The sequence below is a fragment of the Agrococcus jenensis genome, assembly GCF_003752465.1.
In the GTDB taxonomy this organism is placed as follows: Bacteria; Actinomycetota; Actinomycetes; order Actinomycetales; family Microbacteriaceae; genus Agrococcus; species Agrococcus jenensis.
Window position 1 is genome coordinate 2,935,766 of the sequence record NZ_RKHJ01000001.1, and the last position, 26,270, is coordinate 2,962,035.

General features: G+C 73.2%; 25 protein-coding genes. 11 read left to right on the forward strand and 14 right to left on the reverse strand.

Translation table 11 applies throughout. The features are described from left to right. Positions 1–25 precede the first annotated feature (25 nt). Complete coding sequence (locus EDD26_RS14380; RefSeq protein WP_123698324.1) at positions 26–1,294, reverse strand: MFS transporter; 1,269 nt, start codon at positions 1,292–1,294, stop codon at positions 26–28. A 57-nt stretch (positions 1,295–1,351) separates the two neighbouring features. Here EDD26_RS14380 and EDD26_RS14385 point away from each other — a divergent pair, with 57 nt between their 5' ends. After that, positions 1,352–1,888 (forward strand): winged helix-turn-helix domain-containing protein, encoded by a 537-nt coding sequence (locus EDD26_RS14385; RefSeq protein WP_123698325.1) that lies wholly within the window; start codon positions 1,352–1,354, stop codon positions 1,886–1,888. A 33-nt stretch (positions 1,889–1,921) separates the two neighbouring features. Beyond that, positions 1,922–3,382, forward strand: a complete 1,461-nt coding sequence (locus EDD26_RS14390; RefSeq protein ID WP_425453455.1) for an aminopeptidase P family protein — start codon at positions 1,922–1,924, stop codon at positions 3,380–3,382. A gap of 18 nt (positions 3,383–3,400) precedes the next feature. On the opposite strand, the gene EDD26_RS14395 is transcribed toward EDD26_RS14390, so the two are convergent. Further along, positions 3,401–4,066: a LysE/ArgO family amino acid transporter gene (locus EDD26_RS14395; protein ID WP_123698327.1), complete on the reverse strand. Its 666-nt coding sequence runs from the start codon at positions 4,064–4,066 to the stop codon at positions 3,401–3,403. Between the two features lie 85 nt (positions 4,067–4,151). Here EDD26_RS14395 and EDD26_RS14400 point away from each other — a divergent pair, with 85 nt between their 5' ends. Next, a complete protein-coding gene (locus EDD26_RS14400) occupies positions 4,152–5,033 on the forward strand; it encodes a LysR family transcriptional regulator ArgP (protein ID WP_123698328.1) in 882 nt (293 codons plus the stop codon). 3 nt (positions 5,034–5,036) lie between these two features. On the opposite strand, the gene EDD26_RS14405 is transcribed toward EDD26_RS14400, so the two are convergent. Further along, positions 5,037–5,576, reverse strand: coding sequence for a YflT domain-containing protein (locus EDD26_RS14405; RefSeq protein ID WP_342769319.1), 540 nt, complete (start codon positions 5,574–5,576; stop codon positions 5,037–5,039). A gap of 100 nt (positions 5,577–5,676) precedes the next feature. Between EDD26_RS14405 and EDD26_RS14410 the strand changes: the two genes are divergently transcribed. From EDD26_RS14410 to EDD26_RS14420, 3 genes are read left to right on the forward strand one after another with little or no spacing between them, the layout of a single operon-like run. Then, positions 5,677–6,906 (forward strand): magnesium transporter MgtE N-terminal domain-containing protein, encoded by a 1,230-nt coding sequence (locus EDD26_RS14410; protein WP_123698330.1) that lies wholly within the window; start codon positions 5,677–5,679, stop codon positions 6,904–6,906. 46 nt (positions 6,907–6,952) lie between these two features. Next, positions 6,953–7,396: a DUF1003 domain-containing protein gene (locus EDD26_RS14415; protein WP_123698636.1), complete on the forward strand. Its 444-nt coding sequence runs from the start codon at positions 6,953–6,955 to the stop codon at positions 7,394–7,396. A 19-nt stretch (positions 7,397–7,415) separates the two neighbouring features. Then, the gene (locus tag EDD26_RS14420) at positions 7,416–8,498 is read left to right on the forward strand and encodes an Mrp/NBP35 family ATP-binding protein (RefSeq protein WP_245989956.1); all 1,083 of its coding nucleotides are present in this window, start codon (positions 7,416–7,418) and stop codon (positions 8,496–8,498) included. Positions 8,499–8,952: 454 nt separating this feature from the next. Here EDD26_RS14420 and EDD26_RS14425 read toward each other — a convergent pair whose 3' ends face one another. Beyond that, a complete protein-coding gene (locus EDD26_RS14425) occupies positions 8,953–9,324 on the reverse strand; it encodes a twin-arginine translocase TatA/TatE family subunit (protein WP_211333872.1) in 372 nt (123 codons plus the stop codon). A 93-nt stretch (positions 9,325–9,417) separates the two neighbouring features. Between EDD26_RS14425 and EDD26_RS14430 the strand changes: the two genes are divergently transcribed. Further along, the gene (locus tag EDD26_RS14430; RefSeq protein ID WP_123698331.1) at positions 9,418–10,068 is read left to right on the forward strand and encodes an O-methyltransferase; all 651 of its coding nucleotides are present in this window, start codon (positions 9,418–9,420) and stop codon (positions 10,066–10,068) included. A gap of 88 nt (positions 10,069–10,156) precedes the next feature. Here EDD26_RS14430 and EDD26_RS14435 read toward each other — a convergent pair whose 3' ends face one another. From EDD26_RS14435 to dapE, 3 genes are all read right to left on the reverse strand, one after another. Then, entirely contained in the window at positions 10,157–10,330 is a 174-nt protein-coding gene (locus EDD26_RS14435) for a DUF3117 domain-containing protein (RefSeq protein ID WP_123698332.1), read from the reverse strand. A gap of 98 nt (positions 10,331–10,428) precedes the next feature. Next, positions 10,429–11,634 (reverse strand): hypothetical protein, encoded by a 1,206-nt coding sequence (locus EDD26_RS14440; protein WP_123698333.1) that lies wholly within the window; start codon positions 11,632–11,634, stop codon positions 10,429–10,431. Beyond that, positions 11,616–12,698 carry a succinyl-diaminopimelate desuccinylase gene (gene dapE, locus EDD26_RS14445; RefSeq protein ID WP_123698334.1) on the reverse strand — a complete coding sequence of 361 codons (1,083 nt, stop codon included), beginning with the start codon at positions 12,696–12,698 and terminating at the stop codon, positions 11,616–11,618. Before dapE ends, EDD26_RS14440 begins: the two co-directional genes overlap by 19 nt. 23 nt (positions 12,699–12,721) lie before the next feature. Between dapE and EDD26_RS14450 the strand changes: the two genes are divergently transcribed. The 3 genes from EDD26_RS14450 (at position 12,722) to EDD26_RS14460 (ending at position 16,104) form a co-directional block, all read left to right on the forward strand. Next, the gene (locus EDD26_RS14450; protein ID WP_123698335.1) at positions 12,722–13,642 is read left to right on the forward strand and encodes a DapH/DapD/GlmU-related protein; all 921 of its coding nucleotides are present in this window, start codon (positions 12,722–12,724) and stop codon (positions 13,640–13,642) included. Between the two features lie 87 nt (positions 13,643–13,729). Continuing rightward, on the forward strand, positions 13,730–14,527 hold the full coding sequence (locus EDD26_RS14455; RefSeq protein ID WP_123698336.1) for an ABC transporter ATP-binding protein: 798 nt from the start codon (positions 13,730–13,732) through the stop codon (positions 14,525–14,527). After that, positions 14,503–16,104 carry a hypothetical protein gene (locus EDD26_RS14460; RefSeq protein WP_123698337.1) on the forward strand — a complete coding sequence of 534 codons (1,602 nt, stop codon included), beginning with the start codon at positions 14,503–14,505 and terminating at the stop codon, positions 16,102–16,104. Before EDD26_RS14455 ends, EDD26_RS14460 begins: the two co-directional genes overlap by 25 nt. A 19-nt stretch (positions 16,105–16,123) precedes the next feature. Here the strand turns inward: EDD26_RS14460 and EDD26_RS14465 are convergent, their stop codons facing one another. From EDD26_RS14465 to EDD26_RS14495, 7 genes are all read right to left on the reverse strand, one after another. Continuing rightward, complete coding sequence (locus EDD26_RS14465; protein ID WP_123698338.1) at positions 16,124–17,575, reverse strand: NCS2 family permease; 1,452 nt, start codon at positions 17,573–17,575, stop codon at positions 16,124–16,126. Positions 17,576–17,633: 58 nt separating this feature from the next. Beyond that, positions 17,634–18,929 carry a citrate synthase gene (locus tag EDD26_RS14470; protein WP_123698637.1) on the reverse strand — a complete coding sequence of 432 codons (1,296 nt, stop codon included), beginning with the start codon at positions 18,927–18,929 and terminating at the stop codon, positions 17,634–17,636. Positions 18,930–19,011: 82 nt separating this feature from the next. Further along, on the reverse strand, positions 19,012–20,088 hold the full coding sequence (dapC, locus tag EDD26_RS14475; protein WP_123698339.1) for a succinyldiaminopimelate transaminase: 1,077 nt from the start codon (positions 20,086–20,088) through the stop codon (positions 19,012–19,014). A gap of 10 nt (positions 20,089–20,098) precedes the next feature. Beyond that, a complete protein-coding gene (fdxA, locus tag EDD26_RS14480) occupies positions 20,099–20,428 on the reverse strand; it encodes a ferredoxin (RefSeq protein ID WP_123698340.1) in 330 nt (109 codons plus the stop codon). Next, positions 20,425–21,516: a PIG-L family deacetylase gene (locus tag EDD26_RS14485; RefSeq protein ID WP_170165652.1), complete on the reverse strand. Its 1,092-nt coding sequence runs from the start codon at positions 21,514–21,516 to the stop codon at positions 20,425–20,427. Before EDD26_RS14485 ends, fdxA begins: the two co-directional genes overlap by 4 nt. A 95-nt stretch (positions 21,517–21,611) precedes the next feature. Next, a complete protein-coding gene (typA, locus tag EDD26_RS14490) occupies positions 21,612–23,516 on the reverse strand; it encodes a translational GTPase TypA (RefSeq protein ID WP_123698342.1) in 1,905 nt (634 codons plus the stop codon). Positions 23,517–23,599: 83 nt separating this feature from the next. Then, a complete protein-coding gene (locus tag EDD26_RS14495) occupies positions 23,600–25,498 on the reverse strand; it encodes an ABC transporter ATP-binding protein (RefSeq protein ID WP_123698343.1) in 1,899 nt (632 codons plus the stop codon). Between the two features lie 62 nt (positions 25,499–25,560). Here EDD26_RS14495 and EDD26_RS14500 point away from each other — a divergent pair, with 62 nt between their 5' ends. Then, positions 25,561–26,178, forward strand: a complete 618-nt coding sequence (locus tag EDD26_RS14500; RefSeq protein ID WP_123698344.1) for a PH domain-containing protein — start codon at positions 25,561–25,563, stop codon at positions 26,176–26,178. Positions 26,179–26,270: the final 92 nt, after the last annotated feature.

Below are 26,270 nucleotides of genomic sequence, written 5' to 3' on the forward strand. Positions count from 1 at the left end.
GCCTGTCCTGCGTCGCGCCGCCCGGTCAGGCCGCCGCGTCGGGCAGCTCGCGGAGCGCCCAGAACGGGCCGATGACGACGAACAGCGCCGAGACCACCTGCCCGACCGCGCCGATCCACATGGTCGGGACGACGCCGAGCCAGGTGCCGAGCACGCCCGCCGCGAGCGCCGCGATCGGCATCACGCCCCAGACGCAGAAGCGGATGGAGGCGTTCATGCGGCCGAGCAGCCGGGTGGGCGTGATGCGCTGGCGGAAGGTGAGCTGCGTGATGTTGTAGAGCAGCACGGTGAAGCTCGCGACGAAGGACTGCGCCACGAGCAGCGGGAACGCGACCGCCGGGAACGTGGCCGCGAGCGGCAGCAGGCACGCGACGACGCTGAACGCGATCCCGCTCGCCGGGATGGCGCGCGCCTCGCCGATGCGGCGCACGATGTGGGGCGTCGCGACCGCGCCGGCGAGCCCGCCGATCGCCCCGAGCGAGAAGATCACACCCATCGCGGCGGGGCTGAGCCCGAGCTCGCGCAGCAGGAAGATGGGCAGCAGGGTGAACGACAGCGTGCTCGAGAGGTTGAAGACGGCGGTCGTCGTGACGATGCGGCGCAGCAGCCGGTTGCCGAACACCCAGCGCAGGCCCTCGCCGATCTCCTGCAGGATCGGCCCGCGGTCGTCGGCGGCGCGCGGCTCCTCGTGGTCGCGCGTGAGCAGCAGCGCGACGAACGATGCGACGTAGGTGCCGACCGTGGCGAGGATCGCGAACGGCGCGGCGACGATGCCGATGAGCCAGCCGCCGACCGCGGGACCGCCGATGTTCGCCACCTGGTAGGTCGCCTCGAGCTTGCCGTTCGCCTCGGCGATCTGGCCGGGCCGGACGAGCGACGGGATGAGGCTCTGGTACGACACGTCGAAGAAGACGGTGGCGACCCCGACCACGAGCGCGACGGCGTAGAGGTGCCACATCTCGAGCAGGCCGGCCCACCACAGCAGCGGCACGACGCCGAGCGCGACCGCGCGCACGGCATCCGCCCAGATCATCACCCGGCGCTTGCGCATGCGGTCGATCCAGGCGCCCGCGGGCAGCCCGACGACGAGGAACGCGGCGACGCCCGCGGCGTTCAGGAACCCGACCTCGAGCTCGCTCGCGCCGAGCAGCAGCACCGCGAGCACCGGGATCGCGAGCTCGGCGACCTGCGATCCGAGCTGCGCGAGCGCCTGGCCGCTCCAGAGGGTGAGGAAGTTGCCGTCGCGCCAGAGCGAGCGGTCCGCGCGCTCCCCGACGGCTTCCGATCGAGACATGTCGATCAGTGTGCGCGCTCGATTGAGATCTGTCAATCGCTCGCGTAGGGTGACGGCATGGGCGACGACCGGATCGAGCTGCGGGCCGACGATCCCGACGCTCGCGCGCAGGCGATGGCGCGGGCCCTCAGCTCGCCGCTGCGGCTCCGAGCGCTGCGGCTGTGCGCGTTCGAGTCGCGCACGAACAAGGAGCTCGCCGAGCTGCTGGGCGTCAACCCCGGCACGATGCTCCACCACGTGCGCACGCTCGTGCAGACCGGCTTCCTCGCGGCCGAGCCCGAGCGCGCCGGCGCCGGCGGTGCGCGCGAGGTGCCCTACCGCGCGACCGGGCTCTCGTGGCGCACGTCGATGCCCGAGGGCTCCCCCGTGCTCGTCGAGACGTTCCTGCAGCAGATCGAGGGGCTCGCGCCCGACCAGCTCGACGCGACCTGGATGGGGCTGAAGATCGACGACGCGCACCGCGAGGAGTTCGAGCGGCGGCTGCTCGCGCTGCTCGACGAGTTCAAGGAGCGCGGTCCCGACCCCGACGGCACGACGCTCGGCTTCTTCGCCGCGCTCTACGCCGACCGCAACCCGCCCTCGGTGCGCGGCTGAGGCATCCGCCGCCACCGACCTCGCCTCGGTGGGATGATGGCGGGCATGAGTGACCAGGCGACGACGCAGAGCACGACCAACCGATCGACGACCCCGACGTCGTCGGCGTTCACGGAGCACATCCAGTCCGGCTGGGCCGAGCGCGAGGCGACGACGCCCGCGCCGCGCGCCGCCGCCGGCCCCGCCGCCGAGCGCCGCGCGCGGCTCTCGGCGATGCACCCCGGCGTGCGCCTCGTGATCCCGGCGGGGTCGCTCAAGGTGCGCTCGAACGACACCGACTACCCGTTCCGCGCGCACGCCGACTTCACCTACCTCACCGGCTGGGGCTCCGACGCCGAACCCGACTCGGTGCTCGTGCTCGAGCCGGCGGCCGGCGACGGCCACGAGGCGACGCTGTACTTCCGCGGTCCCGCCGGTCGCGGCACGACCGAGTTCTACGCGAACCCGGCGATCGGCGAGTTCTGGGTCGGTCCCCGGCCCTCGCTCGAGCACGTCGCGGCCGACCTCGGCGTCGCGACCGCCGACCTCGCCGAGCTGGACGCCGCCCTGACCGGCGGCGGCACCGCGCTCGTCGTGACCGGCGCCGACCCCGCCGTCGAGGCGCGCGTCGAGGGCGCGAACCCCGACGGCGACACGCTCGCGCGCGACCTCAGCGAGCTGCGGCTCGTGAAGGACGCTTGGGAGGTCGCCGAGGTGCAGGCCGCGGTCGACGCGACCGCGCGCGGCTTCGACGACGTCATCGCCGACCTCGCGCTCGCCACCCGCCACGAGCTCGGCGAGCGCGTCGTCGAGGGCGCCTTCCACCGCCGCGCGCGGCTCGACGGCAACGCCGTCGGCTACGACACGATCGCGGCATCCGGTCACCACGCCTGCTACCTGCACTGGACGCGCAACGACGGCGCCGTCCGGGAGGGCGACCTCATCCTGCTCGACGCGGGCGTCGAGGTCGACAGCCTCTACACAGCCGACATCACCCGCACCCTGCCGATCTCGGGCGCATTCACCGAGGTGCAGCGGCGCGTCTACGACGCCGTCGTCGAGGCGGCCGACGCCGCCTTCGCGATCGTGAGGCCGGGCATCGTCTTCAAGGAGGTGCACGCCGCCGCGATGGAGGTGATCGCGCGCCGGACCGCGGAGTGGGGGCTGCTGCCGATCTCGGCGGAGGCGTCGCTCGAGCCCGACCAGCAGCTGCACCGGCGCTGGATGGTGCACGGCACGAGCCACCACCTCGGCCTCGACGTGCACGACTGCGCGCAGGCGCGCCGCGACTTCTACCACGACGGCATCGTGCGCGAGGGGATGGTCTTCACGATCGAGCCCGGCCTCTACTTCCAGGCCGACGACCTCACCGTGCCCGAGGAGCTGCGCGGCATCGGCATCCGCATCGAGGACGACATCGTCGTCACGGCCGACGGCGCCCGGAACCTCTCCGGCGCGATCCCCCGCACGGCCGACCAGGTCGAGGCGTGGATGCGCGAGGTGCGCGCGCGCTGACGCGACCCGGCGGCGCGCTCAGCCCAGGACGAGCGTGACCGCGATCACGAGCATGACCGCCGCGATGGCACCGTCGAGGATGCGCCAGGCCCGCTCCGTGCGCAGCAGCGGCGCGAGGTAGCGGGCGCCGTAGCCGAAGCCGACGAACCACAGCGTGCTCGCCGTGATGCCGCCCACCATGAACCACCAGCGCGCGTCGCCGTGCGTCGCGGCGACCGAGCCCATCACGACGGTCGTCTCGACGAGCGCGTGCGGGTTGAGCCAGGTGACCGCGAGGATCGTGCCGAGCACGGCGAGCCGGCTGCTGCGGGTGCGGGTGCGGGTCGCCACGGGGGCGCCGCCGCCGGGCACGCCGTCGGCCTCCGCCTCGGGCGCCGCCTCGAGCGAGCCGCCGCCGCGCCACGCGCGCCGGGCGCTCACGATCGCGAAGCCCACGATGAAGACGGCACCGGCCCAGCGGGCGACGGTCTCGAGCCACGGGTGGCTCGTCACGAGCGTCGCGACGCCGGCGACGCCGATCACCTGCAGGATGGCGTCGCTCACGACGCACACGAGCACGACGATCCCGACGTGCTCGCGGCGGAGGCCCTGCCGCAGCACCACGGCGTTCTGCGCGCCGATCGAGATGATCAGCCCGAGGCAGAGGCCGAGCCCCGACAGCAGTGCGATGAGTCCCTGGTCCATGCCGTCGACGCTACGAGTGATCAGACATGCAGTCCAGCGCACGATCGTGCAGCATCATAAGGATCGCTTCATCTAGGATCGAGGGATGGACCTGCCGCTCGACCATCTCCGCACGCTCGCCGCCGTCGTCGACGCCGGCACGCTCGACCGGGCGGCCGTGCAGCTCGCGGTGTCGCCGAGCGCGGTGAGCCAGCGCATCCGCGCGATCGAGCAGCGCGTCGGCCGGGTGGTGCTGCAGCGGACGAAGCCGGTGCGCGCCACCGAGGCCGGTGAGGCGCTCGTGCGGCTCGCGCGGCAGCTCGCGCTGCTCGAGCACGACGCGCGCATCGCGCTCGGCGACGACACCCTCGCGCAGCGCGTGCCGCTCGCCGTGAACGCCGACTCCCTCATCACCTGGTTCCTGCCCGCGCTCGCCGCGGTGACCGCCGAGCGGAGCGTGACGTTCGACATCCATCGCGAGGACCAGGAGCGCACCGCCCAGCTGCTCGAGGCGGGCACCGTCATGGGCGCGGTCACCTCGCAGCGCGAGCCGGTCGCCGGCTGCGTCGCCTCGCCGCTCGGACGCATGCGCTACGTGCCGATCGCTTCGCGCGCCCTCGCCGAGCGGTGGTTCTCGCGTGGGCTGTCCCGCGCGGCCCTCGAGGCGGCGCCGATCGTCGACTTCGACCGCCACGACACCCTCCAGGCCAAGTTCGCGCACCGGCACGGCGCGCGCTCGGAGGCGCCGCGGCACGTCATCTCGGCATCCGCCGAGTTCGCCGAGGCGGTGCGGATGGGGCTCGGCTGGGGCATGCTGCTGCCCGGTCAGTTCGAGGCGGGGCTCGCCGACGGCTCGCTCGTGCAGCTCGCCGAGACGGGGGTCGAGGTGCCGCTGTGGTGGCAGCGCTGGAACCTGTCGTCGCCGCTGCTCGACCTCGTGACGGATGCCGTGCAGTCGGCCGCGCGGACGTCGCCCGCGCTGGTCTGACCCTCAGCCGAGCGGCGGTGCGGGCGGCTGCGGCTGCTCGGCCGGCTGCGGCGCGGGCGATGCCGCCGCTGCGGCGCCGCCGCGCTGGCCGATGATGTGCATGGCCTTGCCGGCGGTCTCCTGCGGGGCGACGACGTCGTAGCGGGCCGCGAGCACCTGCTGCACCGACGCGTAGTCGCGCTTGCGGCGGGTCATCGCGTGCGAGGTGACGCCGAGCAGGATGCCGAACGCGAGGCCGAGCGCCGGGAAGAGCAGCACCGAGGCGATCGCCTCCGGCACGAAGAGCAGGTAGACGAGGCCGATGAACGCGCCGAAGCCGAGCCCGCGCATCGCGCCCTGCAGCGCGACCTTGCCCCACGTGAGCCTGCCCACGATGCGCTCGACGAGCTTGAGGTCGTTGCCGACGATCGCGAGGCCGACGACCTCCGCCTCGGCGCCCGAGACCTTCGCGACCGCGGCCTGCGCCTGGTCGTAGGTCTCGTAGGAGGCCACCACGACACCGCGCGGCAGATGCTGGTCGCCGGTCGCGGATCGCTGGAACATGCTCACCCGCCCAGTCTTCCATGCGGTCGTCGGCGCGCACCGGGCTTTCGCTCTGGGCGTCACACCTCGACGGGCGGCGCTGCGCGGTACGTTGGACGGCATGAGCGCTCCCACCGTGTTCGTCGCGCGCCTCGCCGGCTCGGGCGTCTTCGACCCCGCGGGAGAGCGCATCGGCAAGGTGCGCGACGTCGTCACCGTGCCCCGCACCGCGGCCTCCCCGCGCGTGGTCGGGCTCGTCGTCGAGGACCGGGGCCGCGCGCGCGTCTTCCTCTCGATCGGGCGGGTGCTGTCGATCGGCGGCGGCCAGCTCATCGCCTCCGCGATCAGCGACCGGCGCTTCCGCCAGCGCGGCGGCGAGCGCCTGCTGCTCGCCGACGTGCTGGGCCGCACCGTGACGCTCCGCGACGGCTCGACGGCCGTGCTCGAGGACCTGTCGATCGCCGAGCGCGGCCCGGGCGAGTGGGAGGTCGACGAGCTCTTCCTGCGGAAGCCGAAGGTCGGCCCGTTCGGCAAGGGACCCACGACGCTCGCGCGCTGGAACGACGTGCGCCACGAGCCCGACGCCGACCACGACACCGACCACCTCCTCGCGTCGCTCGAGGAGCTGCCGGCCGCCGACGCCGCCTCCGCGATGCTCGACCTGCCCGAGCAGCGCATGATGGAGGTCGCCGAGGACCTCTCCGACGACAGGCTCGCCGACATCCTCGAGGAGATGAACGAGGACCGGCAGGTGCAGATCCTCAACGGCCTCGAGGACATCCGCGCCGCCGACGTGCTCGACCAGATGGAGCCCGACGACGCCGCCGACCTCGTCGCGCACATGACGACCGAGCGCGCCGAGACCCTGCTCGAGCTCATGGACCCGGATGAGGCCGAGGACGTGCGCATGCTGCTCGCGTTCGGCGCCGACACCGCGGGCGGCCTCATGACGACGGAGCCGATCATCCTCGCCTCCGACGGCACGGTCGCCGAGGCGCTCGCGCTCATGCGCCGCCACGAGGTCGCGCCGGCGCTCGCCGCCGCGATCTGCGTGACCCTGCCGCCGTACGAGGCGCCCACCGGCCGCTACCTCGGCATGGTGCACTTCCAGCGGCTGCTGCGCTACCCGCCGAACGAGCGGGTCGGCACGCTGCTCGACGAGCAGATCGAGCCGGTGCTCACGAGCGACACCGCCGCGGAGGTGACGCGCCAGATGGCCGCGTACAACCTCGTCTCGGTGCCCGTCGTCGACACCGCGGGCAGGCTCGTCGGCGTCGTCACGATCGACGACGTGCTCGACCACCTGCTGCCCGCCGACTGGCGCACGCAGGAGGAGCCGCAGCGTGGCTGAGCGCGACGAGCAGTTCTCGCGGCCGAAGGCGCGGCGTCGCTTCGCCATGCCCAAGCCGCAGTCGAAGGACCGCTTCGGCCGCTTCACCGAGTCGTTCGCGCGCGGCATGGGCACGCCCGCGTTCCTCATCGGGATGACGATCTTCGTCACCTTCTGGCTCGGCTACAACTCGCTCGCGGCGCCCGCCGCGCAGTTCGACCCGCAGGATCAGGGCTTCCCGCTGCTCACGCTCGTGCTGAGCCTGCAGGCCTCGTACGCCGCGCCGCTGCTGCTGCTCGCGCAGAACCGCCAGGACGACCGCGACCGGGTGCAGATCGAGCAGGACCGCCTGCGCGCCGAGCGCAACCTCAACGACACCGAGTACCTGGCGCGCGAGGTCGTCGCGCTGCGCATGGCGATGCGCGACATGGCGACGCGCGAGTTCATCCGCGCCGAGCTCAAGACGTTCGTCGAGGACCTCGACGAGCGGCGCGAGCGCGAGACCTCATGACCGGACCGGTGACCGCCCGGTGATCGACCCCCGGCTCAAGCGCGCGCTCGGCACCGTCGTCGACCCCGAGATCCGCCGACCGCTCGTCGAGCTCGACATGATCCCGACCGCGACGCTCGACGGCGGCCTCGCGAGCATCCGGCTCGAGCTGACGGTCGCGGCGTGCCCGGCGGCCGATCGGATCGAGGCGGATGTGCGGCAGGCGGCCGCGTCGGTGCCCGGCGTCGATGCCGTGGCCGTCGAGGTCGCGGTGATGGATCCCGCCCGCCGGCAGGCGCTCGTCGAGCGGCTGCGCGGCTCGCGGCCCGCGCAGTTCGGGCCCGGCACGCTCACGCGCATCATCGCGGTCGCGAGCGGCAAGGGCGGCGTGGGCAAGTCGACGGTCACCGCGAACCTCGCGGTCGCCCTCGCGGCCCGCGGGCTCGCCGTCGGCGTCATCGACGCGGACGTGCACGGCTACTCGATCCCGGCGCTGCTCGGGAGCGCGGCGAAGCCGACGAAGGTCGGCGACATGATGATGCCGCCCGAGGCGCACGGCGTGCGGCTCGTCTCGATCGGGATGTTCGTCGACGGCAACCGCTCGGTGTCGTGGCGCGGCCCGATGCTCCACCGCACGCTGCAGCAGTTCCTCACCGACGTGTGGTGGGGCGACCTCGACGTGCTGCTCATCGACATGCCGCCCGGCACCGGCGACGTGGCGATCTCGCTCGGCCAGCTGCTGCCGCACGCGCAGGTGCTCGTCGTGACGACGCCGCAGCGCGCGGCGGCCGACGTCGCGGAGCGCGCGGCCGAGGTGGCGCGGCAGACGGGGCAGGAGGTGCTGGGCGTGGTCGAGAACATGGCGGGGCTCGCGCAGCCCGACGGCTCGATCCTCGAGCTGTTCGGCGCGGGCGGCGGCGACGAGGCGGCGCGGCGGCTGGGCGTGCCGCTGCTCGCGCGCATCCCGCTGTCGGTCGCCCTGCGCGAGGGCGGCGACGCCGGCGCGCCGGTCGTCGCGTCGGAGCCGAGCGATCCCGCGGCGGCCGCGGTGATCGCGCTCGCCGAGGCGCTGCGCGGCACGCGCCCCATCGCGGGCCGCGGCCTCCCCCTCTCCCCCGCCTGACCGCCCACCCACCCGCACGTGAGTGGTCACTCCCGCACGTGAGTGGTGACTTCCGCTCGTGAGTGGTCACTCCCGCACGTGAGAGGTCACTCTGGTCTGTCAGAGGTCACTCCGGTCCGTCAGAGGTCACTTGGGCACGTGAGAGGTCACTGCCGCTGGTGAGTGGCGCCTGGGTTGCATGGCCACGGATGCAGTGACTGCGCGACGCAACCGGGAAGTGGGTGATGGGCGCGGTAGATGCGGGACGGTTCCACTCGTCTCCTCCCGGCTTCCTTCCCTGACCCAGTGAGGGGCAGAAGTGACCACTCAGGCGCGGAAATGACCACTCGTCCGCGGAGGTGACCACTCAGGCGCGGAGGTGACCGATCGGGCGCGGGAGTGACCACTCACGGTCGGGAGTGACCACTCACGGGCGGGAGTGACCACTCGGGTGCGGGGACGCGGAGGGGCTGGGCTAGGTCGCCTCGTCGTCGAAGCGCATCGGGCCGCTCGCCCGGCGCGGGAGGCCTGTCACGGTCGCGACCGAGGCCCCCGCCGCGGCGGTGGCGAAGTCCGGCGGCGGCTTCGGGTCGTCGCGCAGCGCATCCATCACGATGCGGCGCGGGTCGTACTGCCGGGGGTCGAGCCGCCGCCAGTCGACCTCGTCGAACTCCGGGCCCATCTCCTCGCGCATCCGCTCCTTCGCGCCGCCGGCGAGGTCGCGCAGGCCGCGCACGAGCGCGCCCAGCTTCTCGGCGAGCGCGGGCAGCCGCTCGGGGCCGATGAGGATGGCCGCGAGCACTGCGATCAGCAGCAGCTTGTCGAGGGTGATGCCTGCGAGGGACACCCCTCCAGGGTAGTGGAGCCCACGACGGCCGGATCGGCGGCGAGCCTGGAGGATGCGCGTGCCTCGCACGACTAGGGTCGAGGCGGAGGAACCGTGCAGACAACATCGCTCATCGCCAAGTACCTCGACGACCTCGCGAGCGAGGACGAGGTGCTCACCGCCGCGCGCGACGCCTCCGTCGAGCTCGGCATCACGCCCATCGCGCCCGCCGTCGGCGCGCAGCTCGCCGCCGTCGCCGCAGGGACGCAGGCGACCGCCATCCTCGAGGTCGGCACCGGTGCGGGCGTCAGCGGCCTCTGGCTGCTGCGCGGCGCCCCCACGGCCACGCTCACCTCGATCGACACCGAGCTCGACCACCAGCAGCACGCCCGCGCGGCGTTCGCGAAGGCCGGCATCCCCGTCACCCGCGCCCGGCTCATCACCGGCAAGGCGCGCGACGTGCTGCCGCGCATGAACGAGTCGAGCTACGACATCGTGCTCATCGACGCCGACCAGGCCGGGATGCTCGAGTACGTCGAGCACGCGCTCGCGCTCGTGCGCGTCGGCGGCTCGGTGCTCGTCGCCCACGCCCTGCTCGGCGGCAAGGTCGCCGACCCCGCCCAGCGGGACGACGCCGCCTCGGACGTGCGCGCGCTGCTCAAGGAGCTCGCGACGAGCGACGCCGTGCAGGCCGCGGTCTCGCCCGTCGGCGACGGGCTGCTGCAGATCGTGCGCAAGCCCGAGCCTGCAGCACCGAAGCGCTAGTCGCCGCGCGGCGCATCCGCGCACGCGAACGGGGCCGATCCGCCATGGATCGGCCCCGTTGCGCTCGGCCCGACGGGCCGGGAGCGGTTCAGGCCGTGACGACGACCTCGCCCAGCGCCTTGTGGAGCGCTGCTGCCTCTGCATCATTGACGGAGACCACGAGGCGCCCGCCACCCTCGAGAGGGACGCGGACGACGATGACCCGACCCTCCTTGACGGCCTCGAGCGGTCCGTCTCCGGTGCGTGGTTTCATGGCGGCCATGGAGGCACCCCTTTCATTCGCGGCTACTGGGGACATTGTCTCATGTTCTCGCCCTGCATCGCTCGCGTGGCGCCCGAGAGCGGCCGACCGGGCGCCCGCTACGGAACCGTCCAGTCCGCGCCGTTCACGTGCCAGCAGAACCAGATCCACACCGGCTGCAGCACGATGCACGCGCCGAGCAGCACCGCCCGCGCCCAGCCGGGCCGCACCGCGGCGAGCATCGCCGCGGCGGGGAAGATCGGCATGAGGAGCCGCCAGGTCGACGACTGCGGGAACCACACCGCGGCGAGGTAGAGCAGGTAGGCGATCGTCCAGAGCCGGGCCTCGAGCGCGACCCCCCGCCGCCAGGGGCCGGCGAGCAGCGCGACCGCCGCGCCGACGATCCCGACGAGCCACAGCGGCCACCACGCCCCGAACCACCACTCGAGCCCGATCGGCCAGGGCGTGAGCGGCACGAGCTCCTGCCTGCCGATGTAGGCGGAGCGCCAGCTGAGCTCGGTCTCGACGTAGGCGGTGGCGCTGCCGGTGACGAGCGTGCAGGCGATGAGCCAGCCGAAGCCCCAGAGCGCGCTCCACGCGCCGAGGCCCGCGACCATCCGCCGCTCCGCCGCCGGGAACGCGGCCCGGTCGGTCGAGAGGCGGATGAGGAACCAGAGCCCGAGCGCGAGCGCGAACGCGAGCCCGCCGGGCCGGGTGAGCGCCAGCACCGGCAGCAGCACCCACAGCCATGACCACGCGCGCAGCCGCCAGGCGAGCAGCGCGCCGGCGAGCAGCAGCAGGAAGAGCGACTCCGCGTAGCCCAGCTGGAAGACCGGCGCGGTCGGCGACAGCAGCACGATCGCGAGCGCGAAGCGCTCCCTGCCGGGCGCGATGTCGGCGAACAGCCGGTAGGCGACGAGGGCGAACGCGAGCGACGCGGCGACCGACAGCAGCACCGACGCGGCCTCCCACGGCAGCCCGACGGCCGTCAGCAGCCGCGCGACCATCGGATAGACCGGCATGAAGGCCCAGGCGTTCTCGCCGACGTGCCCGTCGTCGGTGATCGGCAGCTCGGACGGGTAGCCGGAGACCGACACGATGAAGTACCAGTGGGCGTCCCACATCGTCGAGTAGTCGAGCAGGTCCGGGCCCGCGGGCGTCCACGAGCTCTGCTCCTGGCGGCCGGCGAAGGCGGCGAGGAACGCCGTGCTGATGAGGCGGGAGACGAGCCAGAGCGCGGCGGGCCACACCCACCAGCGCTCCGCGCCCGTTGCGGCGATCGCCGCGAGCGCGGGGCGGCGCTCGGTCAGGCCGGCGAGAGCCACGTGCGGAGGCTCTCCTCGGTCGCGACGATCTGCGCGACCGGCACCGACTCGTCGTCCGCGTGCGCCTTCGACGGGTCGCCCGGGCCGAAGTTCACGGCCGGGATGCCGAGGCCCCAGAATCGTGCGACGTCGGTCCAGCCGTACTTCGGCTGCGGCGTCACGCCGACCGCCTCGATGAACTCCTTCGCGAGCGGCGCGTCGAGCCCCGGGCGGGCGCCGGGCGCCGCGTCGATGACGCGCACGTCGAAGCCCTCGAAGAGCTCGACGACGTGCGCCGTCGCCTCCGCGAGGCTCCGCGACGGCGCGAAGCGGTAGTTGACCTGCACGACGCACTCGTCGGGGATGACGTTCGTCGCGACGCCGCCCGAGATCATCACGGCGTTGAGGCCCTCGCGGTAGACGAGCCCCTCCACCTCGATCTGCCGCGGGCGGTACGACTGCAGCACCTGCAGCACCTCCGCGGCGTCGTGGATGGCGTTGTGGCCGACCCAGGCGCGGGCGGAGTGCGCGCGCACGCCGCGCGTGCGGATCTCGGCGCGCAGCGTGCCGTTGCAGCCGCCCTCGATGTGGCCGTTCGAGGGCTCGCCGAGGATCGCGAAGTCGCCCTGCATGAGCTCGGGGTGGGTCTCGGCGAGCAGCCGCAGGCCGTTCTGGTCCTCGCCGACCTCCTCGTGGTCGTACCAGATCCAGGTCAGGTCGACGACGGGCTCGGCGAGCTCGGCGGCGAGCTTGAGCTGCACGGCGACGCCGGCCTTCATGTCGACGGTGCCGCGGCCCCAGATGTGCGGCTCGCCGTCGACCTCGATGTCGCGGGTCGGCAGGTTGTCGTTGATGGGCACGGTGTCGATGTGCCCGGCGATCACGACGCGGCGATCGCGGCCGAGGTCGGTGCGCGCGACGACCGTGTCGCCGACGCGCGTCACGGTGAGGTGCGGCACGGCCTGCACGGCGGCCTCGATCGCGTCGGCGAGCGGCCCCTCGCGGTCCGAGACGGAGTCGATGTCGCAGAGCGCGCGGGTGAGCGCAGCGCTCGTCGCGGTGAGGTCGAGCGTCGGGGCAGTCATGGGGCCAAGCCTAGACTTGGCGCATGGCTCGCCCCGCACACGGACATGCGCTCGTCACCGTCTTCGAGGGCCGGGTGCTCGACGCGTGGTTCCCCTCCCCCGCGCTCGGCTCGCCGAGCGGCGACGAGGCGTGGATGGGCGGCGGCGACCTCGGCGACCAGGCCGGCCCGGTGCCCGCCCGCGGCGTGGTGCTCGAGCACCGGCACGTCGAGATCGACCTGGATGCCGCCCCCGCGTCGACCGAGGACGCCTACCTGCGCCTCCACCTGCTGAGCCACCGCCTCGTGCAGCCCAACACCATCAACCTCGACGGGATCTTCGCCGCGCTGCCGATCGTCGCGTGGACGAACGCCGGCGCCGTCGACCCGGACTGGGCGGCGTCGCACCGGGTGCAGCTGCAGCGCGCGGGCATCCAGGTGCAGCTCGTCGACCGCTTCCCGCGGATGACCGACTTCGTGCTGCCGGACGGCGTGCGCATCGGCGACGCCTCGCGCATCCGCCTCGGCGCGCACCTCGCGCCCGGCACCGTCGTCATGCACGAGGGCTTCGTCAACTTCAACGCCGGCACGCTCGGCACCTCGATGGTGGAGGGCCGGATCTCGCAGGGCGTCGTGGTCGGCGACGGCACCGACATCGGCGGCGGCGCCTCGATCATGGGCACGCTCTCGGGCGGCGGCAAGGAGCGCGTGCAGCTGGGCTCCCGCGTGCTGCTGGGCGCGAACGCGGGCGTCGGCATCTCGATCGGCGACGACTCCGTCGTCGAGGCCGGCCTCTACGTGACGGCCGGCACGAAGGTGACGCTCGTGCCGTCGGGCGAGACGGTCAAGGCCGTCGAGCTCTCGGGCACCCCCGGGCTGCTCTTCCGCCGGAACTCCGTGTCGGGCGCGGTCGAGGTCGTCGCGCGGGACGGCCGCGGCGTCGAGCTGAACGCGCTGCTGCACTAGCCGCCCCGATCGCTCCGCCGAGGGGCGGACCGCGCCGTCCACCGGGCGGCGGAGGCGTCGGGCGGCCCCCGCTGGCAGGCTGGAGCCATGACGTCCGCGCACGCCCAGCCCGCATCCGCACCGCCGCCCGCGCTCGAGCTCGTGCAGCTCGCGAAGCGCTTCGGCCAGAAGGTGGCGGTGGACGGCCTGAGCCTCTCGGTGCCGCAGGGGTCGATGTTCGGGCTCGTCGGCCCGAACGGCGCCGGCAAGACGACGACGCTCTCGATGGCGACCGGGCTGCTGCGGCCCGACCACGGCGCGGCGGTCGTGCTCGGGCATGACGTGTGGCGGGATCCGGCGGCCGCGAAGGCGAGGATGGGCGTGCTGCCCGACGGCGTGCACCTCTTCGACCGCCTGACGGGTGCGGAGCTGCTGCGCTACAACGGCCTGCTGCGCTCGATGCCGGAGGCCGACGTGACGGCGCGGGCCGCCGACCTGCTCGCGGCGCTCGACCTCGCCGGCACCGCCGGCACCGCGGTCGCCGACTACTCGGCGGGGATGCGCAAGAAGATCGCCCTCGCGTGCGCGCTCATCCACGCCCCCCGGCTGCTCATCCTCGACGAGCCGTTCGAGGCCGTCGACCCCGTCTCCGGCGAGGCCATCCGGGCGATCCTGCGCGACTTCGTCGCCTCTGGCGGCACGGTCGTGCTCTCGAGCCACGTCATGGAGCTCGTGGAGTCGCTGTGCGACCGGGTCGCGGTCGTCGCCGATGGGCGACTGGTGGCGACCGGGAGCCTCGACGAGGTGCGGGCGGGCTCGAGCCTCCAGCACCGCTTCGTCGAGCTCGTCGGGCGGCAGTCGGGTGACGCGGAGGGGCTGCCGTGGCTGCGCACCTCCTCGCGCTGAGGTTCCGGCTGCTCGTCGGCAGCCTGCGGCAGAGCGCATGGGCGGTCGTCGCGCTCGTCGTGACCGCGCTCGGCGCGATCTCGCTGCTCGGCTCGACCCTCGCCGGGGCGGTCGCGGTCCGGGCGCTCGTGCCGGAGCTCGGCGCCGCGGCGGCCGTCGTCGGCGGCGCGGTGCTCGTGCTCGCGCTCACGGCGGTCACGGTGCTCGTGGGCACGAGCGATCCGCTCGCCGCCGAGCGCTTCAGCCTGCTGCCCGTGCGCGCCGGGGCGCTGCGGCGCGGGCTGCTCGTCGCGTCCGTGCTGGATCCGTGGGTCCTCGTCGGCGCGCTCGGCACCGCCATCGGCGTGGTGGTCTGGTCCACCTCCGCGGCGGCGCTCGCCGCGGCCGTCGTCGCGCTGCCGATCGCCGTCGCCACCGCCGTGCTCGTGCCGCGCGCGGTCGCCGACCTGCTCGCGCGGCAGCTCGCGAGCAAGGGGGCTCGCGACGTGATGGCGATCCTGCTGCTCGTCGCCGTGCTCGGCCTGACGGTGGGGGTGCAGCTGCTCGCGAGCGGCGTGCGGGAGATCGCCGACCTCGCCCGCGCGCTCGACACCGCTGCGGCAGCGCTCGCCTGGACACCGCTGGGCGCGGCCTTCGACTTGCCGCGAGCGGTCGCCGCGGGCGCGTGGCTCGAGGCGGTCGCGAAGCTCGCGATCGCGCTCGCCACGGTGGGGCTCGCCTGGTGGGCGTGGGGACGACTGCTCGCCGAGCGGCTCACGCACCCGATCGTGCTGCGCGGCGGCGGGCGCGTGCGCGAGGGGCGGCTGCTCGACCGCCTGCTACCCGCGACCCCGGTGGGCGCCATCGCTGCCCGCAGCATCCGCTACCGCCGCCGCGACGTGCGGCACCTCATGAACGTCATCGCCGCGCTGCTCGTGCCGGCCGTGGTCGGTGGCATGCAGCTCGTCGGGTTCGTCGACGTCGACGTCGACGGCACGCGGCTCCCGCCCGACGGGCTCGCGCTGCTGCCGGTGCTGATGGCCTTCGTGGCGGCGGCGATCGTGCAGATCGACGTCGCCTACGACAGCAGCGCGTTCGCGTGGCACATCCTCACCGGCGTGCGCGGCGCCGACGACCGCGCGGGCAGGCTCCTGGGCATCGCGGTCGTCTACGTGCCGACCTTCGCGCTCACCGCCGTGCTCGCGACGTGGGCGAGCGGCCGCTGGGAGCTGCTGCCGGCGAGCATCGGCAGCGGGCTCGGCACGTTCCTGCTGCTCGCGGGCGTCATGCTGTGGTTCGGCGTGCTGCTGCCGGGCGAGGCGCCGGCGCCCGGCTCCAACCCGCTCGGGCGGGGCTCCTCGGGCGGCGTGCAGTCGCTCGCCGGGATCGCCCTCTCGCTGCCGCTGCTCGGCACGGTCGGCGCGCCGTGCATCGGGCTCGCGGTCGCCGCGATCTGGATCCCCTGGCTCGGCTGGCTGAGCCTCGCGGTCGGCCTCGCCGTGGCCGCGCTCGCCGCGTGGTTCGGCATCCGCGTGGGCGGCGCCGCACTGGACCGGCGCGCCCCCGAGGTGCTCGCGCACGTGTCGAAGGCGGCGTAGCGGGCGCGGAGCGCCGGCCTCAGCCGATCAGCGCCTGCAGCGGTCCGCGCACGAAGAAGACGACGAAGAGCGCCGCCACGATCCACAGCAGCGGCGAGATCTGCTTCGCGCGGCCGGAGACGGCGTTGACGATGACCCAGGCGATGAAGCCCACGCCGATGCCGTTCGCGATGTTGTAGGTGAGCGGCATCACGACGATCGTGAGGAACGCGGGCAGCGCGACGCGGAAGTCGGTGAAGTCGATGTCGGCGATCTGCGCCATCATCATCGCGCCGACCACCACGAGGGTGGCCGCCGCGACCTCGAGCGGCACGATCTGCGTGAGCGGCGTCAGGAACATGGCGGCGAGGAAGAGCACGCCCGTCACGACGGAGGCGAGGCCCGTGCGGGCGCCCTCCCCCACCCCCGCGGCGGAGTCGACGAAGACGGTGTTCGACGAGGCGCTCGCGCCGCCACCGGCGACCGCGCCGAAGCCCTCCACGACGAGCGCGCGCTTGAGCCCCGGGAACTGGCCGTCGGGGGTGGCGAGGCCGGCCTGGCGGGCGAGGCCCGTCATGGTGCCCATCGCGTCGAAGAAGTTCATGAACACGAGCGTGAAGATGAACATCGTGGTCGCGAGGATGCCGATGCGGTCGAACGAGCCGAACGACACCTGCCCGATGAGCGAGAGGTCCGGCAGCGCGACGACGCTCGTCGGCAGCGCCGGCGCGTTGAGGTTCCAGGCGTCCGGGTTCGCGCCGAGCGACGGGCCCACCCGGAAGATCGCCTCGAGGATGATGGCGATGATCGTCGTCGCCACGATGCCGATGAGCAGCGCGCCCTTGACCCGCAGCGCGAGCAGGATGCCCATGAGGATGACGCCGATCACGAACACCGCGGTCGGCAGCGACGTGATCGAGCCGCCGTCGCCGAGCTCGACCGGCGGCGACGCGGCGCCCGTCGAGCGCACGAAGCCCGAGTCGACGAAGCCGATGAACGCGATGAAGAGGCCGATGCCGACCGCGATCGCGCTCTTGAGCGCCGGCGGCACGGCGTCGAAGATCATCCGGCGCAGCCCGGTCGCGGCGAGCACGACGATGATGACGCCGTTGATGAGCACGAGGCCCATCGCCTCGGGCCAGGTGAGCTCGCCGACGAGGCCGAAGGCCAGGAAGGAGTTGATGCCGAGGCCCGCCGCGAGCCCGAACGGCACGTTGGCGATGAGGCCCATCGCGAGCGTCATGAGGCCGCCGACGAGGGCGGTGACGGCCGCCACCTGCCCGTTGGGCAGCCATCCGCCCTCGACGTCGGTCGCCGCCTGATCGGCCGAGAAGCCGCCGATGATGAGCGGGTTCAGCACGATGATGTACGCCATCGCGAAGAACGTGACGAGGCCGCCGCGCACCTCCTGCGAGACGCTCGAGCCCCGCTCGCTGATCTTGAAGAACCGGTCGACGGCGCCCGTGGGCTGCGCCTGCGTGCTGCTGGTCATGGATGCTCCGGGTCGGTGACCGCGCAGGCGGCGGTGGGTGGGGTGGGCCTGGGCCGGCTCAGATGTGGCGCTCGACCGGGCCGACGTACAGCTGCTGGGGGCGGCCGATCTTCGTCTGCGGGTCGAGCATCATCTCGCGCCAGTGCGCGATCCAGCCGGGGAGGCGTCCGATCGCGAACAGCACGGTGAACATGCGCTCCGGGAAGCCCATGGCCTTGTAGATCACGCCGGTGTAGAAGTCGACGTTCGGGTAGAGCTTGCGCTCGCGGAAGTAGTCGTCGGCGAGCGCGACCTGCTCGAGCTCCTGCGCGATGTCGAGCAGCGGGTCGCGCACGCCGAGCTGAGCGAGCACCTCCTCGGCCGACGACTTCACGAGCTTCGCGCGCGGGTCGTAGTTCTTGTAGACGCGGTGGCCGAAGCCCATGAGCTTGACGCCCTGCTCCTTGCGCTTCACGCGCTCGACGAAGCGCTCGACGCCCTCACCGGAGTCGCGGATGCCGCGGAGCATCTGCAGCACGGCCTCGTTCGCGCCGCCGTGCAGCGGGCCGGAGAGGGCGTGGATGCCGGCGGAGACGGAGGCGAACAGGTTGGCGTCGGTCGAGCCGACGAGCCGCACCGTCGAGGTCGACGCGTTCTGCTCGTGGTCGGCGTGCAGGATGAGGAGCCGCTCGAGCGCCCGCACCATGACGGGGTTCTGCACGTACTCCTCGGCCTGGATGCCGAAGTTCAGCTTGAGGTAGTTCTCGACGAACGACAGCGAGTTGTCGGGGTAGAGGAACGCCTGGCCGATCGACTTCTTGTGCGCGTAGGCGGCGATGACCGGCATCTTCGCGAGCAGCCGGATGGTCTGCTTGTCGACCTTCTCGGGGTCGCGCGGGTCGTGGTCGGCCTCGTAGTACGTCGACAGGGCGCTGACCGCGCTCGAGAGCGCGCTCATCGGGTGCGCGTCGCGCGGCAGCGCGTCGAAGAAGCGCCGCAGGTCCTCGTGCAGCAGCGTGTGGCGGCGCACGCCGTGGTCGAAGTCCGCGAGCTCGTCCTCGTTCGGCAGCTCGCCGTGGATGAGCAGGTGCGCGACGTCGAGGAACGTCTTCTGCTCGGCGAGCTCCTCGATCGGGTAGCCCCGGTAGCGGAGGATGCCCTGGTCGCCGTCGATGTACGTGATGGCGCTGCGGGTGGCCGACGTGTTGACGAAGCCGTAGTCGAGCGCGGTGTAGCCGGTGTCGCGCGTGAGCTTCGACACGTCGATCGCGGAGCGGCCGTCCGCCGCCTGGAAGACGGCGAGCTCGGTGGCGCGGCCGTCATGCTGCAGGGTCACGGTCCGCGCAGGGGCGTCCTCGGATCGGGCGGGGTGCATGGCGGTGTCCTCGGTCGTCACCAGGACAGCCTACCGACCGCCGAGCGGACCCTCGGCCACGGCCATGCCACGGCCCGGCGCCTCAGCCCAGCAGGCGCGCCGCGGCAGCCGCGATGTCGTCGTCGGAGGCCGTGATCGCGACGCGCACGTGCGTCGGGTCGCCGTAGAACGTGCCGGGCGCGGCCAGGATGCCGAGGTCGGCCAGCCGGTCGACCTGCGCGAGCGCATCCGTGCCGTCCGACGCCCACAGGTAGAGGCCGGCGTCGGAGGAGACCGAGAAGCCGCGCGCTTCGAGCGCGGGCAGGAGCAGCGCGCGGCGGGCGCGGTAGCGCTCGCGCTGAGCGTCGACGTGCGCGTCGTCGCCGAGCGCGACGGCGAGCGCGTGCTGCACCGGGCTCGGCGCCATGAGCCCGAGGTGCTTCCGCACCGCGAGCACGCGCTGCACGACCGCGGCGTCGCCGGCGACGAAGGCGGCGCGGTAGCCGGCGAGGTTCGACTGCTTGCTGAGCGAGTAGACGGCGAGCAGGCCGCCGATGTCGCCGTCGGTCACGCGCGGGTCGAGGATCGAGGGCGCCGCGTCGACCTCCCAGGGCAGCAGCGCGTAGCACTCGTCGCTCGCGACCACGATCCCCCGCTCGCGGGCGGCGGCCACGACGCGGCGGAGCGCGTCGACGCCCAGCACGTCGCCCGTCGGGTTCGACGGCGAGTTGAGCCACACGAGCCGCGTCTCGGCGGGCCAGTCGTCGGGGTCGTCGGCGCGCACGGGGGTCGCACCGGCCATCCGGGCGCCGATGTCGTAGGTCGGGTAGGCGACCGCGGGGTGCACGACCGCGTCGCCCGCGCCGAGGCCGAGCTGCTGCGGCAGGCCGGCGACGAGCTCCTTCGAGCCGACCGTCACGAGCACGTTGGCGTCGTCGAGGCCCGGCACGCCGCGCACGCGCGCGAACCACGCGACGATCGCGCGGCGCGCCTCGGGCGTGCCCCAGTTCGTCGGGTAGCCGTGGGCGTCGGTCGCCTCGCGCAGCGCCTCCTGCAGCAGCGCGGGCGTCGGATCGACGGGCGAGCCGACGCTGAGGTCGACGAGGCCGCCGGGATGCTCGGCGGCGCGCGCCTTCGCCCCGGCGAGCGTGTCCCAGGGGAACTCGGGCAGCTGGACCACGCGGCGCGGGCTACGGGGCCGGCTGCGCCTGCGGGGGCAGCGCCGCGACGATCGGGTGGTCGAACGGCAGCACGCCCACCTTCGCCGCGCCGCCGGGCGAGCCGATCTCGTCGAAGAAGTGCACGTTGGCCTCGTAGTACTCGGCCCACTCCTCCGGCGTGTCGTCCTCGTAGAAGATGGCCTCGACGGGGCACACCGGCTCGCACGCACCGCAGTCGACGCACTCGTCGGGGTGGATGTAGAGCATCCGGTCGCCCTCGTAGATGCAGTCCACCGGGCACTCGTCGACACAGGCGCGGTCCTTGACGTCCACGCACGGGAGCGCGATCACATACGTCACTTCCGGTCCCCTTCCGTCGCGGTCGTCGAAGCCATCCTAATCCGCCGCATCGCCTCCGCGTCCGGCCACGCCAGCGCGACGAAGGACGCGACGGCCGGGACGATCGTCCAGAGCCACCCCGGCAGGTTCGCCGGCACGATCGCCCGCTCGGTGCCGAAGGCGCCCCGGCCGAGCGGATCGATCGCGACGAGCGCGACGACGCCGAGCACGCCGAGCACGGCCGCGAACGTCAGCTGGCGCGAGCCGGAGGCCGCCCGCACGCCGACGATGAGGCCGAGCGCGGCGAGCAGCGAGAGCGCGATGCCCCACGGCACCTGCTGGTGCGAGAAGGTGCCGACCGTGCCGACGATCGCGCCGGCGAGCAGCGTGCCCACGCGCAGGCCCCAGCGGATGCGGCGGCGCGGACGCGTCTCGATGAGCGTGTAGTGCTCGACCTCGTCGAGCGCGCGGCGCTGGCCGCCGACGTGCAGCACGTCATCGCCCTCCACCGTCAGCTGCGAGCGGTGCTCGCCGAGCGCGGCCACGACGCGGTCGCGCACCGGCGCGAGCGGGAAGGCGACGTCGCCGGCCCGCTTCGAGCGCACGTAGAGCGGCAGGTCGTAGCGGCGCGCGGCGATCACGGCTGCGTGGTGCGCGGCGACGTGGTCGGGATGCCCGTAGCCGCCGTCGACGTCGTAGGTGACGATCGACGTCGGGTCGACCTCCTCGATGACGACGCCGAGCGCATCCGCGAGGTCGTCGGGGTCGGCCTTGCTCATCGAGGTGGGCGGCGCATCGGGGGCGGCGCCGGCGATCCCCGACGCGTGCCAGGCCATGCCGGAGTCGTCCCAGCCGTGGATGCGGCGGCCGCGCGCGCCGAGCGCCCGCAGCGCGCCCTCGAGCTCGGCGCGGCGCACTTCGCCGACGCCGACGTGCTCGACGTCGACGAGCCGCTCCTCGCGCACCTCGCCGCGCTCGCCGAGCGTGAAGGTGACGACGACCGGGTCGCCGCCGCCGGCGGCGACGGTCGCGATCGCGGCGCCGGTCGAGAGCGTCTCGTCATCGGGGTGCGCGTGCACGAAGAGCACGCGCTCGAGGCGGGGGTCCATTCCGTCCATCCAACCACTCGCGCCGGTGCGCCCGGGACGCAGCAGCGCCCCGCGGGACCGAGCGATCGGTCCGCGGGGCGCTGGCGGTCGGTCGGTCAGCCCTGCTTCTTGAGGCGGCTCGCCTCGCGCGCCCGGGTGTTGGCGTCGAGGTTGACCTTGCGGATGCGCACCGCGTGCGGCGTGACCTCGACGCACTCGTCGTCGCGCGCCCACTCGAGGCACTCCTCGAGCGAGAGCAGCTTCGGGGGCGTCAGGCGCTCGAGCTCCTCACCGGTCGACGACCGGATGTTGTTGAGCTTCTTCTCCTTGGTGATGTTGACGTCCATGTCATCGGCGCGGGCGTTCTCGCCCACGACCATGCCCTCGTAGACGTCGTCGCCCGGCTTGATGAAGAACACGCCGCGCTCCTGGAGCGTCATGATCGCGTTCGGCGTCGAGACGCCCATGCGGTCGGCGACGAGCGCACCGTTGTTGCGGGTCACGATCGAGCCCGCCCACGGCTGCCAGCCGTGCGCGATCGCGTTCGCGATGCCCGTGCCGCGCGTGATGGTCAGGAACTCGGTGCGGAAGCCGATGAGCCCGCGGCTCGGCACCACGAACTCCATGCGCACCCAGCCGGTGCCGTGGTTCTGCATCCCGTCCATGATGCCCTTGCGGGCGGCGAGCAGCTGCGTGACGGCGCCGAGGTGCTCCTCGGGGACGTCGATCGTCAGGTGCTCGAAGGGCTCGTGCAGCTTGCCGTCCACCTGGCGCGTGACCACCTGCGGCTTGCCGACGGTGAGCTCGAAGCCCTCGCGGCGCATCTGCTCGACGAGGATCGCGAGCGCGAGCTCGCCGCGGCCCTGCACCTCCCACGCATCAGGTCGGCCGATGTCGACGACGCGGAGCGACACGTTGCCGATCAGCTCGCGGTCGAGGCGGTCCTTCACCATGCGGGCCGTGAGCTTCGAGCCCTTGACCTTGCCGGCGAGCGGCGACGTGTTCGTGCCGATCGTCATCGAGATGGCCGGCTCGTCGACCGTGATGGTCGGAAGCGGGCGCACGTCGTCGGGGTCGGCGAGCGTCTCGCCGATCGTGATCTCGGCGATGCCGGCGACGGCGACGATGTCGCCGGGGCCCGCGCTCTCGGCCGGCACGCGCTCGAGCGCCTTCGTCTCGAGCAGCTCGGTGATGCGCACGTTCTGCACCTCGCCGTCGTGGCGCACCCACGCGACCGTCTGGCCCTTGCGGATCGTGCCCGCCTTGACGCGCAGCAGCGCGATGCGGCCGAGGAACGGCGACGCGTCGAGGTTCGTGACGTGCGCCTGCAGCGGCGCCTCGTCGTCGTACGTCGGTGCGGGGATGTGCTGGAGGATCGCCTCGAACAGCGGCTCGAGGTCCTCGCTGTCCGGGAGCTGGCCGTCGGCCGGCTTGACGGTCGACGCGCGGCCGGCCTTGCCGGATGCGTAGACGACGGGCACGTCGAGCACGGCGTCGAGGTCGAGGTCGGGCACGTCGTCCGCGAGGTCCGAGGCGAGGCCGAGGAGCAGGTCCTGGCTCTCGGTCACGACGTCGTCGATGCGCGCGTCGGGGCGGTCGGTCTTGTTGACGAGCAGGATGACCGGGAGCTTCGCCTCGAGCGCCTTGCGCAGCACGAAGCGCGTCTGCGGCAGCGGGCCCTCGGACGCGTCGACGAGCAGCACCACGCCGTCGACCATCGACAGGCCGCGCTCGACCTCGCCGCCGAAGTCGGCGTGGCCGGGGGTGTCGATCACGTTGATGATCACGGGGCCGTCCGTGGCGTGCGCGCCCACGTACCGGATCGCCGTGTTCTTGGCGAGGATCGTGATGCCCTTCTCGCGCTCGAGCTCGTTCGAGTCCATCGCCCGCTCGTCGTGCGTGTCGTGCGTGCCGAACGAGCCGGTCTGCTGGAGCATCGCGTCGACGAGGGTGGTCTTTCCGTGGTCGACGTGGGCGACGATCGCCACGTTGCGGAGGTCTGATCGCGCGGCGATCGGCATGCAGGTGCCTTCCGATGAGGGGGTGCGCGACGAACGGCCGCGGCGCCCAGTCTAGCGGGCGGCCGCGGCCGTCGGATGTGGCGTCAGATGTTGCGCTCGTCCTCGATCGCCTGCACGTCCTTGCGCTGCTCGACAAGGGCGTCCGGGTCGGCGGCCGCGGGGGCCTCCGCCTCGGGCGACTCGTCGGACGTCTGCGCGAGCACCTGCTGCCGCAGCGCCCGGCGGGCGGCCTGCTTGTCGGGGTCCGGCACCGGGATCGCGGCGATGAGGCGCTGCGTGTACGGCTGCTCCGGTGCGCGCAGGATCGCGTCGCGCGAGCCCTGCTCCACGATCTTGCCGTGGTGCATGACCGCGATGCGGTCCGACATCAGGTCGACGACCGCGAGGTCGTGGCTGATGAAGAGGCACGCGAAGCCCTGCTCGCGCTGGAGCTCGGTGAGCAGCTCGAGCACCGTCGCCTGCACCGAGACGTCGAGCGCGCTCGTCGGCTCGTCGGCGACGAGCAGCTCGGGGCTCATCGACAGCGCGCGGGCGATGCCGACGCGCTGCTTCTGGCCGCCCGAGAGCTCGTGCGGGAAGCGGTTGCGGTACGACTGCGGCAGCCGGACGGCGTCGAGCAGCTCCTCGACGCGCTTGTCGAGCGCCTTGCCGCGGTGGATCTTCGCGAGGAACATCGGCTCGCCGATGGACTCGCCGATCGGCAGTCGCGGGTTGAGCGACGACGACGGGTCCTGGAAGACGATGCCCACCTTGCGGTTGAGGCTGCGCGCGAGCTTGCGGTCGATGTGCGAGATGTCGACGCCGGCGACCTCGAGCCTGCCCTCGGCGATCGGCTGGAGGCCGATCGCGGCGCGGCCGATGGTCGACTTGCCGGAGCCCGACTCGCCCACGAGGCCGAGCACCTCGCCCGCGTGGATCTGCAGCGAGACGCCGTCGACCGCGCGGAACGTGCCGAGCTTGCCCTTCTTGCCGTACTCGATCGCGACGTCCTCGAGCACGAGCACCGGCGGCGTCGTCGTCGCGGTGGTCTCGGCCTGCCTGGCCTGCTCCGCCGCGCGGGCGTTCACCTCGACGCGCTGCGCGAGCTCCGCGTCCTCGATGTCGTCGTTCGAGGCGAGCGCGAGCGCCGCCGTGAGGTCGATCGCCTCGCCCTCGCCGCCCTCGCCGAGCCGCGGCACGGCAGCCAGCAGCATCTGCGTGTAGGCCGCCTTGGGCGAGCCGAAGATCTCGCGCACGGGACCCTGCTCGACGATGCGGCCCTGCTCCATCACGACCACCCAGTCGGCGAGGTCGGCGACGACGCCCATGTCGTGCGTGATGAGCAGCACCGCGGAGCCGAGGCGGTCCTTGAGGTCGCGCATGAGCTCGAGGATCTCGGCCTGCACCGTGACGTCGAGCGCCGTGGTCGGCTCGTCGGCGATGAGCAGCTCGGGGTCGAGCGCGAGCGCCTGCGCGATCATCGCGCGCTGCCGCTGCCCGCCCGAGAGCTGGTGCGGGTACGACTTGAACGCCTTCATCGCGTCGGGCAGCTCGACGAGCTCGAGCATCTCGAGCGCACGCGCCTTCGCGTCGCTCGGCGACATGCTGCGGTGGATGCGCAGCGCCTCCATGATCTGGAAGCCGACGGTGAAGACGGGGTTGAGGGCCGTCATCGGCTCCTGGAAGATCGCCGACACGCGGTTGCCGCGCACCTGCCGCATCTCGGAGGGGCTGATGCCGGTGAGCTCCTCGCCGCCGAGCTTGATCGAGCCCGCGACGCGCGCGTTCTTCGGCAGCAGGTCGAGGATCGCCATCGACGAGACGCTCTTGCCGGAGCCGGACTCGCCGACCACGGCGACGACCTCGCCCTTGCCGATCTCGTAGGAGACCTCGCGGGCCGCCGGGATCCAGTAGCCGTCGACCGCGAAGTCGACGCTGAGGCCGGTGATCTGCAGGGCGGGCGTGTCGCTGCCGGTGGAGTGGGTGCTGGTGTGGGAAGTCATGCCGCCTCCTGCAGCGGGGTGTCGGAGTCGTCCGGCGCGGAGGCGCCTGCGACGATGAAGCTGTGTCGAACGACGATCTGCATGCCGTGACCGTCCATTCTCGAGTGAACCGGGGCGTCGCCGTCGCGTGCTGGGCGCTGCTCGCCGTGCTCGGCGCGCTCGTCGCCCTGCAGTCGGAGCCGCGCGGCGCGCTGGCCGCGGTCATCCTCGCGGTCTGGCTCGGCTACGCCGTGCTCGTGTTCCTGTGGGCGCCCGCGCTCGTCGTCGACGACCGGGGTGCGGAGCTCCGCAACCCCCTCCGCACCGTGCGGGTGCTGTGGGATGCGCTCATCCACGTCGACACGAAGTACGCCCTGACGCTCTTCACGCCCGGCCGCAGCTGGCCCGTGTGGGTCGCGCCGCAGCCCGGCGCGCTCGCCGCGCGGCGCGCCGCCCGTCGGGCGCGCGACGGCGACCGGACGGATCCGCGCAGCCCGCTCGACACCGGCGTGCGGGTCGGCGACCTGCCCGGCACCGAGTCGGGCGATGCCGCCGCGCTCGTGCGCCGCCGCTGGGCGGCGCTCGCCGACCGCAGCGCCGACGCCGAGGCGATCGCGGTGCCCGTCACCGTGCACTGGGCGCGCGTGGCCGTGCTGGTCGCCGGCCCCGTGCTCGCCGCGACCGCCCCGCTGCTCGTCTGAGCTCACGAGTGGCGTCACTGGCGCCGCTCCGCGCTCTCGGGCAGCTCCTTCGTGCGACGCACGGAGAAGCGCTTCTGGCGCGGGTCGAAGGC